Origin of the sequence: Xanthomonas sp. WHRI 8932A, assembly GCF_035012785.1 — a bacterium.
Lineage (GTDB): Bacteria > Pseudomonadota > Gammaproteobacteria > Xanthomonadales > Xanthomonadaceae > Xanthomonas.
The window spans coordinates 213,303-229,141 of sequence record NZ_JAYGQQ010000003.1 but is presented as its reverse complement, the minus strand read 5'-3'; the positions used below and the strand labels follow the sequence as shown (position 1 = coordinate 229,141).

At 64.2% G+C, this 15,839-nt stretch carries 9 protein-coding genes and 1 riboswitch; of the genes, 3 read left to right on the top strand and 6 right to left on the bottom strand.

Annotation, left to right across the window (positions count from 1 at the left end; all coding sequences use genetic code 11):
- Window positions 1-130: 130 nt before the first annotated feature.
- Window positions 131-613 carry a hypothetical protein gene (locus VC212_RS06080; protein ID WP_323514689.1) on the bottom strand — a complete coding sequence of 161 codons (483 nt, stop codon included), beginning with the start codon at window positions 611-613 and terminating at the stop codon, window positions 131-133.
- 196 nt (window positions 614-809) lie between these two features.
- Between VC212_RS06080 and ppa the strand changes: the two genes are divergently transcribed.
- The gene (gene ppa, locus VC212_RS06075; protein WP_005990841.1) at window positions 810-1,346 is read left to right on the top strand and encodes an inorganic diphosphatase; all 537 of its coding nucleotides are present in this window, start codon (window positions 810-812) and stop codon (window positions 1,344-1,346) included.
- Window positions 1,347-1,493: 147 nt separating this feature from the next.
- Window positions 1,494-2,609: an HDOD domain-containing protein gene (locus VC212_RS06070; protein WP_055848462.1), complete on the top strand. Its 1,116-nt coding sequence runs from the start codon at window positions 1,494-1,496 to the stop codon at window positions 2,607-2,609.
- A 296-nt stretch (window positions 2,610-2,905) separates the two neighbouring features.
- Here VC212_RS06070 and VC212_RS06065 read toward each other — a convergent pair whose 3' ends face one another.
- From VC212_RS06065 to thiC, 4 genes are all read right to left on the bottom strand, one after another.
- Complete coding sequence (locus tag VC212_RS06065) at window positions 2,906-5,794, bottom strand: TonB-dependent receptor (protein WP_323514690.1); 2,889 nt, start codon at window positions 5,792-5,794, stop codon at window positions 2,906-2,908.
- 48 nt (window positions 5,795-5,842) lie between these two features.
- On the bottom strand, window positions 5,843-6,736 hold the full coding sequence (locus tag VC212_RS06060; protein WP_323514691.1) for a helix-turn-helix transcriptional regulator: 894 nt from the start codon (window positions 6,734-6,736) through the stop codon (window positions 5,843-5,845).
- A gap of 110 nt (window positions 6,737-6,846) precedes the next feature.
- Entirely contained in the window at window positions 6,847-9,186 is a 2,340-nt protein-coding gene (locus VC212_RS06055) for a winged helix-turn-helix domain-containing protein (RefSeq protein WP_323514692.1), read from the bottom strand.
- Between the two features lie 418 nt (window positions 9,187-9,604).
- Window positions 9,605-11,482: a phosphomethylpyrimidine synthase ThiC gene (thiC, locus tag VC212_RS06050; RefSeq protein WP_323514693.1), complete on the bottom strand. Its 1,878-nt coding sequence runs from the start codon at window positions 11,480-11,482 to the stop codon at window positions 9,605-9,607.
- Between the two features lie 115 nt (window positions 11,483-11,597).
- A riboswitch (TPP riboswitch) is annotated at window positions 11,598-11,695 on the bottom strand.
- A 273-nt stretch (window positions 11,696-11,968) separates the two neighbouring features.
- On the opposite strand from thiC, the gene VC212_RS06045 reads away from it, so the two are divergent.
- A complete protein-coding gene (locus VC212_RS06045; protein ID WP_323514694.1) occupies window positions 11,969-13,948 on the top strand; it encodes a prolyl oligopeptidase family serine peptidase in 1,980 nt (659 codons plus the stop codon).
- A gap of 12 nt (window positions 13,949-13,960) precedes the next feature.
- Here the strand turns inward: VC212_RS06045 and VC212_RS06040 are convergent, their stop codons facing one another.
- Window positions 13,961-15,799, bottom strand: a complete 1,839-nt coding sequence (locus tag VC212_RS06040; protein ID WP_323514695.1) for a methyl-accepting chemotaxis protein — start codon at window positions 15,797-15,799, stop codon at window positions 13,961-13,963.
- Window positions 15,800-15,839 lie beyond the last annotated feature (40 nt).

Below are 15,839 nucleotides of genomic sequence, written 5' to 3'. Positions count from 1 at the left end.
GTCGGACAATACTGACGTCACTGTCTTCGCAGCGAACGTATTGGCGGTCATTTGGCGTCTTTGCGACGCTGCCAGCACGCGCCGTCATAGGCGACAACGTGGCAGCAACGACACCCGCCTTTGCCATCTCTCAAAGACAGCCAATCAGGCCATCGTAAATCGGCGGCGCGCCGCCCGGCAACGGCTCGAACAAGGGGTTGGTCACCGCAAGCACACGGTACATCTCGTCCAGGCGCGTGCCGGCTTTCAGGGGCGCCGTGCAGCGCCAGACCCGGCTGTCGGAGCGGAGATAGCCGCTACGCGGGTCGACGCTGATCTCACTCGCACCGAAGGTCCAGATGCAGCTGCGCACCACGCCGGTGACGCGGTGGACCGAGCAACGAAAGCGCAGCGGCTGGTAGTCGCTGAATTCGCCTCCGCAGAAGGTGTCGCCGCAAATATTGTCGAAATCACGGTCCAACCGCTGCTCCAGATCGACGAAGGCCTCCCAGCCCTCTCCATTGGCCGGCCAGTCCACCGCATCCACGTAAGTGGGCAGTGGCGCTGCGGCAGCAGCCACCTGGGCCGTGAGGGACAGCAGCAGTACGACGAGCAAGCGTGCGAGCCTGGACATGGCGTTTCCCGAGCAGTGGATGAGCCTGCAGCGTGCCCGGTGCCCAGAGGAGCCGCGATCAGCGAGCCACCCGTGATGAATGCAGGCTATGCCGCACCGGACCCTCAGAAGATTGCCCATTCAGTGTCGCTGCAGCGCAACAGCCGAACGCGTAGAATCGCGCTCCACACACTGCTGACGCTTCGGAGCTACCCGCATGGGCCTTGAACTGGTCACCTCTGGCAAGAATCTGCCGGAAGAAATCAACGTCGTCATCGAAATCCCCAAGGATTCGGAGCCGGTCAAGTACGAAGTGGACAAGGCCAGCGGCGCGATCTTTGTCGACCGCATCCTGTCGACCCCGATGCGTTACCCCTGCAACTACGGCTACGTGCCCAACACCCTGTGCGGCGACGGCGATCCGGCCGATGTACTGGTGGTCCTGCCGCTGCCGCTGGTCCCGGGGTCGGTGGTGCGCTGCCGTCCGGTCGGCGTGCTGCGCATGAGCGACGAGGCCGGCAGCGACGAAAAGATCCTGGCGGTGCCGATCGAGAAGATCTTCTCCGGCTACGCGCATATCGAAGATATCAACCAGGTGTCCAGCCACTGGATGGAGCGCATCGGTCACTTCTTCGAGCATTACAAGGATCTGGAGAAGGGCAAGTGGGTCAAGCTCGACGGTTGGGGCGGCGCGGCCGAGGCCAAGCGCATCCTGGTCGAATCGGTGGAACGCTATAATTCCGACGCGCCCTGAGCCGTTGGCCGTAACACTGCTCCGCACTTGCGGAGCGACCGGGATCACGCTTTTGCCGTGATCCCGGTGACCGCCGCCGGTAGATTGGGTACATTGCCGAGTTGCGTTTGGCCGGCGTCTACCGCCGGTGACTTCTGGGGAAGTGTCTTGCGTATTCTGTTTGTTGGGGACGAAGCCAGTCTTCCGTCCGACCTGGTCGACTACGTCGCCGATCTCGGCGACCAGTGGCAGGCGCAGCAGGTGGCCGATGGAAATTCGGCGATCGAAGCTGCCGCGTTGTCGCCATTCGATGCCGTCATCGTTGCCCCGGTGTTGCCGGACCTGACTGCTGCCACGTTGCTGGGGCAGATCCGCACGCTGCGCCCGGATACGATCCGCATCGCGCTGATCGATGCCCAGGACGGCCAGCGGACGCCGCCGGCCCGCATCATCGGCGTGGCCCATCGTTTCCTGCCGATGCCGCTGGCGCCGGAAGTGCTGCTCGAGGCCGTCACCAGCCTGGAAGAACTGCGCGACCTGCTCAGCAATCCGCGCTTGCGTGCGGCGATCGGGCGTATCGAAAAGCTGCCCTCGCCGCCGCATCTGTATCTGAGCCTGATGCATGCGCTGGAAGAAGACGATGGCGCCGATGCGGCCGACATCGCCAAGCTCATCGCCGGCGACCCGGCGATTGCGGCCAAGGTGCTGCAGCTGTGCAATTCGGCGTTCTTCTCCGGCGGGCGCAGCATCACCGACCTGCGCACGGCGGTCACCCGCCTGGGTGTGGCGACGCTGCGCGACCTGGTGCTGGCCAGCGAAGTGTTCTCGGTACAGACGCTGACCCCGGCCGAGCGTAGCGCGATGCAGCGCCGCGCCCTGCTCTCTTCGCGACTGGCGGCGAAAGTGTTGCCACCCACCAGCGCTGAACTCGGCTCCACCGCCGCCTTGCTGGCCGACATCGGCCTGCTGTTGCCGGGCGTGCGCGACGAGCGCGAACCGCCACTGGAAGGCGGCGACGAGCGCCTGGGCCATACCGAAGCCGGCGCGTATCTGCTTGGCCTGTGGGGCCTGCCAATGCCGATCATCGAAGCGGTGGCGTTCCATCGCCATCCGCAGCGTTCCAGCCTGCGCAGTTTCTGGGTGACCGGTGCGGTGCACGTCGCCACGGCACTGGCCAGCGGCGAGACGGTGGACGAAGAGTATCTGTCCAAAGTCGGCGTCATTTCCCGACTGCCGACCTGGCGCGAGCAGGCCGAGACGTTGCTGGGGCTTGCCGAGGCGTGAGTGACCGCACCACTTGGTGCGAATAGTGAAACGATAGAGGCGCGAGAGATTCGCGCCTTTTTCGTTGGCGCTGCAGATAGCGCGGAGGGGTGCAGCAGCCCTTTGCAGCGTGCAGCGTTCGCATGGTTGCCCTCAACAACGGGATGCGCCTTCCAGGTGGCTATGCCAGGTTTCTACGCAGCGCTGGCGCACGACACAATGCAGGAGCGCTGCGTTCGTCGCATCCCGGCACCAGGAATGACGGACATAAAAAAAGCGGGCCTTTCGGCCCGCTTTTCGTTACGACGCTTCGATGATCAGAAGCGCTGGTTGTACTGCACGAACAGGAAGCGGTCGTAATCCAGCATCGGATCGATCGCCGCAGTGCTGCTGTTGGTGATCGAGTAGGTCACCGGCGGCTGCTTGTTCCAGATGTTGCGGGCACCAACGGTCACGCTGCCATCCCACGGAGCCTGCCAAGTGACAGAGACGTCCTGATAGGAGATCGAGCCCTTCTTGTTGGAACCGGTACCGCCGCCCCAGCCCGGATTCGGGGTCTGGTAGTTCGGGTTGTTGCACTCGATGCCTGCCGCTGCATCCCAGCAGTAATCGCGGAAGCCGCCGTAGTAACGCAGGTTCCAGTTGGCCGACAACGCGCCCAGCGACCAGTCCAGACCCAAGGTGGCACGCACGCGCGGGAAGTTCCAGTAGCCGGCAGAGTTTGCCCACTCGGCACCGGCTTCTGCCTGCGACTTGTAGGTCGCCAGGTAGTTGGTGTCCAGGTTGACAGCGAACTTGCCGTACGCGGTTTCCGGCATGCGGTAACGCACACCGAAGTTATAGCCTTCGGTTTCCAGACGGCCCAGGTTGACGTTGCCGCGGCTCAGCGTGGTGACCTGGCCGGTGACCGCGTCGCGACCATAGTCGGCGCAGTAGCTGGCCAGATTGTTGAGGTAGCAGTTGTTCAACACATCATTGGCCGACAGGGCGGTGATGATGTTGGAGATCGAAATGCGGTACCAGTCCAGCGAGAAGTCCAGGCCCTGCACCCAATGCGGGCTGTAGACCATGCCCACGGTGCGGGTGATGCTGTACTCGGGTTCGAGTTCGGCATTGCCCACGCCAGAGTTGAACGGTGCGTTGCCCTGCACGTCGCGACGCGTGACCGCGTTGCCCGCGGTATCGGTCTGACGGAAGCCAGCCGGCAAGCCTTCGCCAGCGCAACGTGCTGCCACGCCCGCGTTGCCCAGCGAGCCAAAGGTGGCGTCGCACGGATCGGTGAAGGTATCGAACGTCTGCGAGCCGCCACCGAAGGTGTCCGACAGGGTCGGCGCACGGAAACCGGTGCCGTAGGTACCGCGCACCAGCAGGTCGTCGATCGGCTTCCAGGTGAAGCTGAACTTGCTGTTGGTGGTATCGCCGAAGCGGCTGTAGTTGCTGTAACGGGCGGCCACGTCGAACGACAGTTCCTTGGCGCCCGGCAGATCCTTCAGCACCGGAATCAACAGCTCCAGGTAGGCTTCGTTGGTCTGGTAGCGACCTTCGGTGGCCTGTGCCGCCAGGTCGGTGGTGTAACCGGCGCTGGACAGCTGATCCGGATAGTCGTAACCGCTGATTTCGCGGTGCTCGACGCCTGCGGCGAAGCCCAGCTCACCGGCCGGCAGATCGAACAGACCACCGGTGACGTTGGCGGTCCACTGCTTGCTCAGGCTCTGCTGCGTGGCCTGACCCAGCGCATTGATGTACTGCAGCGCGTTCGGCGTGGAGGCCGACGGGCCACCCAGGATGTTGAACGGGGTGCACTGGCCCAGCGCATTGCTGGTACCTAGCGCGATCGGAGCCGCTGCGGTACCGCACTGCACCTGACCCTGTGCATTGAGGAACGACGGGCCCAGTGCCTTCTGCAGCGCCAGCAAGTTGATGTTGCCGCGCGAAACCTGCGTCACATCGTACTTGTTGTAGTTGAATCCAACGTCCCAGTTCCAGCCGTGGCTGCCGACGTCGAACACGCCTTCCAGCGCTGCATCGAAGTGCAGGGTCTTGACGTTGCTTTCGGTGGTACGCGGCAACTCAACCGTACGGCGGAACCAGCTGTTGATGTCCTGGCCAACCGGGTTGTAGTAGCTGCTGCCACTGATCGCAACCGGGAACTGCGGCTGCGAAGAAGCCTGCAGCGGGTAGCCGGCGATCTGACGGTTCGAGTCGCGCTCGGAGTACATCGCGGTCGACTTGAAGGTCACGCTGTCGGTCAGGTTGTAGCTGCCGGTCGTGAAGATCGACTTGTTGCGGCTGGACTGCTGCAACATCATCTGGTCGACGGAGTTGAAGTAGTCGTCGGTGGTGATGTCGTTGTGGTAGTTGGCGAGGTTGCGCGAATCCGCACCCACGCCACGGCCGTCGAACGAACCGGTGTGATTGAGGATGTAGGTCTGGTCGTTGGAGGTGAAGCGACCCCACGGGCCGGTTGCACTCAGACCATCTTCGATGTGGTTCGGGCCGGCCGAGTAACGGGTCAGCGCGCGGTCCTTGGCCCACACCGGGTCTTCGTTGGTGTAGTTGACGCCGAACACCAGCGAGGCGCGGTCGGTGGTGGTGCCGGCGGTGAAGGAGTACTGCTCCTTGGAACCGTCGCCACGACCGTTCTGGCCGAAGTACGCCGAGGCTTCCGCACCGTCGTAGTTCTGACGCAGGATGATGTTGACCACACCGGCCACAGCGTCGGAGCCGTAGATCGCCGAGGCGCCGTCCTTCAGGACTTCGATGCGCTCGATCAGCGAGCTCGGGATGGTGGACATGTCGGTCAGGCCGTTCAGGCTGCTGGTCCAACGCTTGCCGTTCACCAACACCAGGGTACGGTTCTCACCCAGGTTGTAGAGGTTGACGTACTGGCCGCCCTGTTCCGGATCGGAGGTCAGCACAGCAGCCTTGCTGTAAGTCTGCGTACCGGCAATCGACAGGTTCTGGAGGATGTCACCAACGCTCACCAGGCCGGACTTCTGAATGTCCTGCTGGGAGACGGTGAAGACCGGCTGTGCGGTTTCGACGTCGACCGAGCGGATGCGCGAGCCGGTGATTTCGATGCGGTCCAGCGTCGTGGTCGACGGGGCGGACTGCTCTTGTGCGTTGGCGGCAAAAGCCGGCGTCAACGCGATCGCAATACCGGCGGGCAACAGGCCCAGCCGCACTGCGGAGGTGCGAAGGTTCATCAATCTCTCCAGGGTTCGTTAGTGGCGCGTTAAGCGCCCCCGTGCAAATTACGTTTGCGTGAACGCCGTCGCTTTGCGCGTCACGTTCCGTAGCTTTGCCGAATCTGGCGGATTGGTCGTCTGCTCGCGATAACGCGATGCAGAGACGCCAAAACGCGCACGAAATGCGCGTGCGAAGCTGCAGCAATTGTCGAACCCGCTAGCGGCCGCAACCTCACCGATCATCATCGAGGTATCGCGCAGCAAGTCGGAGGCTCGCTCCAACCGCAAACGTGCCGACAATGCCTGCGGGCTTTCTTCGTACAGGCTCTGGAATGTCTTGGAGACGTACCAACTGGAGAAGTTGGTCAGCTGTGCCAGTTCGCTGATGCGCACGACGCGGTCGCTGTTGCCTTCCAGATAGAGCCGGGCGCGCTGCATGCGGCCGAACACTTGACGGCGGCGGCTACGCGAGCGACCCGGGCAACGCTGCTCCTGCTCGACGAAGTCGCGCTGCATCGCCGCCAGATGCAGCAACAACGGGCGCGCCGATGCGCTGCCGCTCTGCAGTGCCGCGTTACGCCACAGCCGCAGCGCAATGCGCAGGTCGCTGCGCGACAACTGACTACGGCCCGGGTACAGCGTGGCGTCGGTCAACTCGGCCAACGACTGCAAGCTGGTGCCATCCAGGCTGACGCCAACGCACAGCGCGCTGCGATCTGCCTGCACGGTGGGATGCGAGTCCTTATCGAAGGCGATCCAGTCGCCGGCGCGCAGCCGGAAACGGCCTTCCTTGGACTCCACCCAGGCACGACCCCGCAACTGCACCCACAAGGTGAATGTCGCAGCGGCGGTACGGATGCTACCCAGACGCGAGACGGCCAGACAGGTGGTCGATGTCGAGTCGCTGGCACCGTCCAGGCAGAGTGCGAGCCCGCGATCGGCAGTGATGACCTGTTGCATGTTGGTAGCCCCTTTTACAAAAGAGGGCGTAGTGTTTTGCCGAATCTGGCGTGAGTCAGGACGTTTCGACGAAGCTCTGCCGAAATTGCCACGAAGCCTTTCCGAAGGAGTTACGAGGCTATTTTTCTCAACACCATCAACAGGTTGGAGATGAAGCCGACGGACACCGATGGCTGCTCCGGCAATGCCATGTAGGCGATCGCGCTGCCGTCTTCTTCGGCCAGCGCCACATACATCGCACCGCTGCGCTGATCCAGGCTGAAACCGTTGATGGTGGTGAACTTCGCCGCGTCCAGGCACTGCGCGCGACCACCACCGAGCGCACTGTCGTGCGTGGCGCAACTGTCATTGGACGACAGGTAATGCACCTGACCCTGGGTTCCCGGTGCCCAGCTGCGATAGCGCCAACGCGATGGTTGCTGCGCGTCCACCGGCTGCACGGTATCGGCGGCCAGGGTTGGCGCAACCTGCCACAGCCCTGCCCCACTCAGATGCGTGAACAGCACCTGCCCACTGATGCGATCCAGGCGCAGTTGCGAGACATCCTGCAGCGTGGCCAGCGCGCGCCAGGGGCTACTGCTGCGGTCGTATAGTGTGGCAAAGGTATGTCCATCGTCGGCCGCAGCCACGACCAGCAATCGGTTGGGATCGGGAAGATGGATCGCCTGCAATGGCCGCGCTTGCGGTACCGGCAGGCGTACCGTCTTGCCGGTGCTCGGAGTCACTTCAAAGAGCGCAGCGTGTCCATCCGCGTCGCTGCCGCTGACCAGCACTTGCTGCGAATCGGCCGACCAATCGGCAGCCTGTCGCGCATCCGGGCGGATCCCTTCGATCAACCGCACCGAGCCAGGATTGGTGACATCGCCCCACCACAACCCATACGCACCGGAGCGATTGGACGCGAAGATGAGCTGACGCCCGTCGGGCGCAATCATCGGTTGATCGTCGCGCCCATTGGAGGGAAACAGGCGACGCCGGATGTAGCCACCATTCATGGGGTCGTGGATGACCTGATACACACCGAATTGCGGCTTGCGCTGCACAAAGACCAGATGCCCGTGCGCCACGTCCGGCGCCTGCGCATCGTCCACGCCCACATCGTGCAGGCTACGAGCGACCAGATCGAGCCGATACAAACGCGCTTCGCTATCTACGCGACGCCCGAAGATCAGCCCACTGCCATCCGGCAACCAGCTCCAACCACGGATATCGGCATTGTCGTGCGTCAATCGCTCCGCGCTGCCGCCTTGCGCGGGTATCCGCCACAAATCACCCAGCTGCGGATTGCGCAGAAACACAATCCATTGCCCGTCCGGGGAATAGCGCGGTGCGTAGTCGAAGTCGGTCGGTTGCGCGCTGTACGTCAATCCCTGCCATTGCCCGGTCTCAAGATCCAGACGCCGGATTCGCGCTGCGCCTTGCGGGCCGGTCATGCTGCCGAACAACAACGCGCGGCCGTCGGGCGACCAGCTGAAACTGAGCATGTCCGCGCCATCGCAGCGCACCACCTCGCGGGCTGCAGACTCACCTGCCGCAGCAGCGATCATGATCCTGCAACTTCCATCCGGCGATTGCCGGGAGAACGCGATTTCGCGCCCATCCGGCGACCAGGCGGGCAGTCGATCCGAGATGCCGGGCGCAGGCGCTTCCAGCACGCGCGGATACGCGTTGTCGGTCGTCTTGACCAGAATCGAGGTCCCCTGCCGATCGCTGGTCAGCGAGGCGTAGGCCACCCTGCTGCCGTCGGGCGAGAGGCTGGGCGTGAGGTCGAATCCGCCGCCTGCGGTGATGACCTGATACGGCCGCTTGGGGCTGCCCGGAACAGCTGCCGGCGTTGCGCCCTCGGTTGCCGGGGCACGCAGCCACAGCGTGCGTGCCGCGAGGCCTAGCACCACCACCAGCGCCAGGCTGGCCACAGCCAGCGTCATCCAGCGGCGTCGGCGCGGCGTCATTGCTGCAGCAGGCAACGGCGCTGCAGCTTGTTCCGGCGTGCGATGACTGGCCTCAGCCGCAGTGCTCACCGCATCTATAGCGAACGGCGCGTTCTGCATGGACTGCTGCACGCCAGGCGACGCCGGCGTGGATGCAGTCTGCGCCTGCATCGCCGGCAGATCCGCGTACGCCTCCCACGCCACCGGCGCCATCAGGCGGTACCCGGTCTTGGCAATCGTCTCGATGTACTCGGAACGCTGACTGCCGCTGCTGGCAAACGCTTTGCGCAGCTGCGTCACCGCCTGGGTCACGACATCGTTGGTGGGCAGGGTATCGGGCCACACCTCGGCGAGCAGCTGCTCGCGCGTAACCACCTGCCCTGGCTGTCGTGCCAGGGTCAGCAGCACCGCCAACGATTTGGGAGGCAACCGCAACGCCCGCCGCGCGCCCGGTGCGTGCACTTCGCGCGAGGCAACGTCGACCACACACGGCCCGACACGCAGCCGGCCAGATGACATTGCAGTAGCAGGAGGAACACTCATCGGCAAAGACACGCATCGGCATGCAAGGACTACAAAGACGCATCGCACTGAGTGCGAAACGCCAAATTCAGCAAAGGACCACGACCAACTGTGTCATGCATCCAATTGGTGCAAATTTTACTCTATGCCTCGTTGCTTCCTATGACAGGCGGCGACGTCAGGCTCTCTCTCTCTCGCCGACGAATTCAAATAATTACGATGTTCCCTTCGCGCCTTCTGGCGCGATTTTTTTATCTGCGATTCAGCTAAAACGCCGCAAAGCCTTATCTGTTGTAACCGCTTGCAGCGCGATCGCATCGCGGCACTTGCGCGCAGCGATGCGATCTGGTCAACCAAAGCTGAATTTTTGATAAGCGGGCCGTGCGCTACGGGCAACCCAATGCAGGTCTGCGGACTAGGAGGCGCGATAGACCTGCGCGCCCTGCGCCAGAAACTGCGAGGCCTTCTCTTCCATGCCAGCCGACAAGGCGTGCTCTTCGCCCATGCCATGTTCGGCCGCGTAGTCGCGCACATCCTGGGTGATCTTCATCGAACAGAAGTGCGGCCCGCACATCGAACAGAAGTGCGCCAGCTTGTGCGCGTCCTTGGGCAGGGTTTCGTCGTGAAACTCCTTGGCCTTTTCCGGATCCAGCCCGAGATGGAACTGGTCGTCCCAACGGAACTCGAAGCGCGCCTTGCTGAGGGCGTTGTCGCGCACCTGTGCGCCTGGATGTCCCTTGGCCAGATCGGCCGCATGCGCGGCAATCTTGTAGGCCATGATGCCGTCGCGCACGTCCTGCCGATTGGGCAGGCCCAGATGCTCCTTGGGCGTGACATAGCAGAGCATCGCGGTACCGAACCAGCCGATCATCGCCGCGCCGATCGCGCTGGTGATGTGGTCGTAGCCGGGCGCGATGTCCGTGGTTAACGGCCCCAAGGTGTAGAACGGCGCCTCGCCGCATTCGCGCAGCTGCTTGTCCATGTTTTCCTTGATCAACTGCATCGGCACATGCCCAGGCCCTTCGATCATCGTCTGCACGTCGTGCTTCCACGCCAGTTTGGTCAACTCGCCCAGCGTCTCCAGCTCACCGAATTGCGCGGCGTCGTTGGCATCGGCGATGCAACCCGGACGTAACCCATCGCCCAGCGAAAACGCCACGTCGTACGCCTTCATGATCTGGCAGATATCTTCGAAGTGCGTGTAGAGAAAGTTCTCCTTGTGGTGCGCCAGACACCACTTGGCCATGATCGATCCACCACGCGACACGATGCCCGTCACCCGCTTCGCAGTGAGCGGCACATAGCGCAACAGCACACCGGCGTGGATGGTGAAGTAGTCCACGCCCTGCTCGGCCTGCTCGATCAAGGTGTCGCGAAAGATCTCCCAGGTCAGTTCCTCCGCACGACCATCGACTTTTTCCAGCGCCTGATAGATCGGCACCGTGCCGATCGGCACCGGCGAGTTGCGGATGATCCACTCGCGCGTTTCATGGATGTGCTTGCCGGTGGACAGATCCATCACCGTGTCGCCGCCCCAGCGGATCGACCACACCAGTTTTTCCACTTCTTCTGCAATGCCCGACGACACCGCGCTGTTGCCGATGTTGGCGTTGATCTTGGTCAGGAAATTGCGACCGATGATCATCGGTTCGCTTTCCGGGTGGTTGATGTTGTTGGGCAGGATCGCGCGGCCGCGGGCGATTTCGTCGCGCACGAATTCTGGTGTGATGCGCTGCTGGATCGACGCACCGAACGATTCACCGGGATGTTGCTTGCGCAGCATCGCGTCGGTCACCGCCTCCAGACGCTGGTTCTCGCGGATCGCCACGAACTCCATCTCCGGGGTAACGATGCCGCGACGTGCGTAATGCATCTGGGTGACATTGGCACCAGCGCGCGCCACCCGTGGCAGGCGCCGTGCGGGGAAGCGCACCGCATCCAGCCGCGCATCGTGTTCGCGGCCGCGCCCGAAATGCGAGCTCAGGGTGTCCAGCGCCACCGTATCGCCACGTTCGGCAATCCAGTCGGCACGCAACGGCGCGAGGCCGGCAGCAAGATCGATCGCCGCCTGCGGATCGGTGTATGGCCCGGAGGTGTCGTAGACGCTGAGCGGCGCATTGTCTTCGCCACCGAACAGCGTCGGCGTGCGCGTCAATACGATCTCGCGCATCGGTACCTGCAGGTCGGCACGCGAGCCGGAAACGAAGATCTTGCGAGAGCCGGGAATCGGCTGGGTCACAGCCTCGGACAACGATTGGGCTTGTTGTTGCAAAACGGTGGGCGCGGCATTCATGGCGTTCGTCCTGTGTGCTGGAAAACCAGCACCAAGGGCGCTGGCTCTGCGAAGAAGTCGCAGTGCGGACGAAGCGGCGGCGCTCAACACTCAGGTGCCCGTGCAGTCACGGACCCTCGCATCTAACGAAGCTTCCCTACGCCGGTATGAGCCGGATCAGGTTCGAAGGGACTATCTCAACCGCAGCGCACTGCGGTACCCCCACTTCGGCGGCGATTAAACCACATCGCCGATACCGGCAGCATGCGCGGTTGCGTGGATGTCGCACTGACGCGCAGCGCGGAAGCTGCCCGATGAACGCAGAAGTGCAGCTGACATGCCCAGACATGTTCACGGCACATCGGCTGGCTAGCGTGGCCGCACAACAACCAGAAAACTGCTCTCTCTCCCTTGCCGCCGTACTCCGGCGGCATTTTTTATCGGCCACTTGCAGCCGCAGGCCACGTTTCGTTATCGTCGCGTGAAACACAGGGATGGACGACGCGAATGCAATGGATGCAACGGTGTGCGTGGATCGCAGTAGTGCTGATCGGGACGGTGGGACCTGGCGCAGCGGCCGAGCCGCTACCGGCGGAAGCGTTCGTCGAATCCGGCCCGATCTCCTCGCCCGCGATGTCGCCGGACGGCAAGCATCTGGCGGTCAGCGCCGATCTTGGGGATGGCAGCTACGCGCTGGTGGTGTATCGCATCGCCGACATGCAATCCACCACCATGCTGCGCCTGCCGCGCTACGAGTTGCCGGTGCGCATTGCCTGGGTCAGCGACCGGCGGCTGGTGATCGGCAAGGGCCGCAAGCTCGGCTCGCTGGAAGAACCTATGCCGATGGGCGAGATCATCGCCACCGACCTGGATGGCGGCAATCAGCGCTACGTCTACGGCTACCAGCAAAGCACGCGCAATGCGGGGCTTGAGCGCGGCTTCGGCTACATCGAAGGGCTGCCGAGCCGGCGTAACGGGCACTTCTACATGCGGCGGCTGTCGCTGGATTCGCGCCATTCGATGCTGTACGACGTGGACGCGAGCACCACTACCCACCGGCTGATGGCCGACATCGACGTGCCGCGCCTGAGGTTCGTGCTCGACAACAATGATGTGGCGCAGTACGCGTACGGCACCGATGACGACGACAATTCACTGCTGTTCCGCCGCAACGGCAACGGCTGGACGCCACTGACGCAGGTCCAGGCCAATTGGCGCCCGATTGCGTTTGCCGAACAGCCCGGTCGTGTCTATGGCTGGTACAGCGTCTCCGGCGGCCCGGCGGCATTGGTGTCCAGCGATCCGGACGGCCAGCAGCGCAGCATGCTGGCGTCCGACCCGTTCTACGACGTGGATGATCTGCAATGGAGCCCGGCACCCTATGCACCGTTCGCGGCCCGCCTGGGACCGGGCCGGCCCGCGCTGCGCTATATCGTGCCCGACAGCGCACCGGCGCAGTTGCATCGCAGCCTCAGCGAGACCTTGGCCGATCAATACGTGGATTTCGTCAACTTCACCGAAGATGGCAGCGCCTTGCTGTTGAAGGCCTATAGCGACCGCGATGCTGGCGCCTGGTACATCTTCAACCGCTCGACCAATACGCTCAAACTCGTCATCAAAGCCCGTAGCGCCCTGCCAGCGGCACTGATGAGCGAGCGGCGCATGGTGCGGTTCCAGGCCCGCGACGGGCTGATGCTGGACGGCGTACTGACCGTTCCGGCGACGGCCGGCCAGGGCGCGCCCCTGCCGATGATCCTGCTGCCACATGGCGGCCCGCATGCCGACGGCGACGGTTGGGCGTTCGATACCGATGCGCAATTTCTCGCCAACCGCGGCTACCTGGTGCTGCAGGTCAATTACCGCGGCGGCACCGGCCGCGGCAATGCCTTCGAACGCGCGGGCTACCGCCAGTGGGGAGAAAAGATCCAGGACGATCTGGTGGATGGCGTGCGTTGGGCGATTGACCAGGGCCTGGCCGATCGATCGCGCATCTGCAGCTACGGCGCCAGTTTTGGCGCTTACGCGGCGATGATGGTGCAGGTGAAGGCACCGGACCTGTTCCGCTGCGCGGTGGGGGTGGCCGGCATCTACGACCTGCAGATGATGTACACCAAAGGCGATATCAATCAGAGCGCGTCCGGCACCAATTACCTGCAACGTGTGATCGGCCGCGACGCCGCCGAGCTTGCCGCGCACTCGCCGGTTTCGCTGGCCGAACGCATCAAGGCACCCGTGCTGTTGGTCCACGGCGAAGAGGATGAGCGTGCGCCCTTTGCCCAGGCCAAGAGCCTGCGTGCTGCGCTCACGCGTAGCGGCAACGCGCCCGAATGGATGGCGGTGCCCAAGGAAGGCCACGGGTTTTACAAGGACGCCAACCAGATCGCCTTTTACCGCACCCTAGAAGGCTTCCTGGCCAAACAGTTGGGGAATCCGACAACCGCAGCGGCGGGCGGCACCACGCCGACCACGCCGCCCACGCCGCAGTAACGCCAGCTTACGTCACTCCAGCGTATAGCCCACCCGCAGGCCGCCCCAATGCTTGCGGCCGACGAAGATCGGGGCAGACAGATCGAACATGATCTGGCCGGTATCGCGGCGGTAGACCTGCAGGCGGTATGGGTCGGTATGTGCACCGACGCTGCGGCCAACGCGGTCGGAGAACTTGCGCTTGGTGCGGTTGCCGACCAGATCGCGCTTGGGGTCGCCGGTCAGTGGCTGGGTGAAACGGAGATTGTGGGTAGGCACGTAGCCGTCGGGATTGGCGCAGATCGCAAACACGATCCACGGATGCGCATCCAGCAAGGGCTCCTGCAACGGAGGCAGCACGTGATCGCACACTGCGTCGAAGTCGGTGCTGAACTTGGGCGGCTCCACACCGGCAATCGGGGTGTAGGTGCGCGCGAACAACGCCGCTTCGTCGATCTGCCCACGCGCGATGGCCTGCGCCAATGCGATGCCGATCTTGCCCGCCGTGGCGACGGCGAGCTCCTTGACCCGCGCGTGCCTGGGCACCTGGAGCGGATCGGCCGGCAGGCGGAACAGGCCCACGCAGTCGCGCAAGGTTTCGGTGCCGCGTTCCAGCGCTTCGCTGCGCTCGGCCACGTGCGCGGCGTGCTGCAGATTGCTGCGGCCCAGCGCCACCACCCCGTCCACGGCACGCTCGATGCCACGAATTTCGCCGTCCTGCGCCTGGATGCGCCCGGCCACCGTGGTCATCGCGCTACTGGCCTGCCCAAGCACACGGGTGATGCCATCGAGCACCGCCTCGGTGCCGCGCGCGGAGGCAGCGCCCTCGCCCACTGCAGCGCTGGTTTCGGCCAGGATCGCGCGCACATCGCGCGCCGCCGCAGCGGCACGTTCGGCCAGACGGCGAATCTCGGTGGCGACCACCGCAAAGCCGCGCCCGGCAGCGCCGGCATGCGCCGCTTCGATACTGGCGTTGATCGACAGAATATTGGTCTGAAACGCCACCGAGTCGATGACTTCGATGACCTCGCCGGCACGAGCCGCACGGCGTTCCACTTCGTGCATGGCCTGGCCCAGCGCATGTGCCGCGGCCACGCCTTGACGCGCGCTTTCATCGGCGCTGGCGGCCAGCGCGATGACCTGGGCCAGCTCGGCGTTGACATCCTGCAGGCTCGACGACAGCCGCTCCACCGCAGTGCGTGCGCCGTCCAGCGCCTCGGTTTGCGCCTGCGACTGGCGCACCATCTCGTCGTTTTCGGCCACCAACGGCGGCACTTCGGCGGCGATTTGCACCGACAGCGCCACGGCCTGGCGGATCGCTTCGGCCAGATTGCCGAAGCCGGCCTGCAGCCGGCGCCCCATGTCGGTGTCTGCCAGACCAGGCGGGAGCAGCAGTTCCAGCTCGCAGCCAGCCAACGCCTGCGCGGTGCGCTCCAGCACGGTGTGGTCTTCGTGTTCGGCCTGCAGGCGTGCCACCAAGGGCTGCAACAGCGGGGAGATCGGCACCGGGCGGCTACCGTCGGCCAGCCGCGTGGCTTCGCGCAACAAAATGGCGGTCTCGACATGCGGCAACGACAGCATCCAGCCGCCGTGCTCGCGGTCGCGGACGTAACGCACGCGCCGGGCCGGATCGTCGCCCGGCGCAGCCCACACGCCTTCATCGCCAACCAGATCGGTGGCGCTCAATCCCCACAGCACGGATGCCGGCAGACCGTCCAATTCAGTGGCGGTCTTGCCAAGCACGTCGAGGCCGGCGCGGTTGCAGGCCACCACACACGCCTCCGCCGACAGCCGCAGCAAGGCGACCGGCGCGTCGGGAAGCAGGGCCGCACGCGTGTGCGACGGCAGGTCAGGCGATTGCATCGAGCTCATGGGAATTCCTAAACCATCAGTGTCGTTAGCGGCGCGCGGC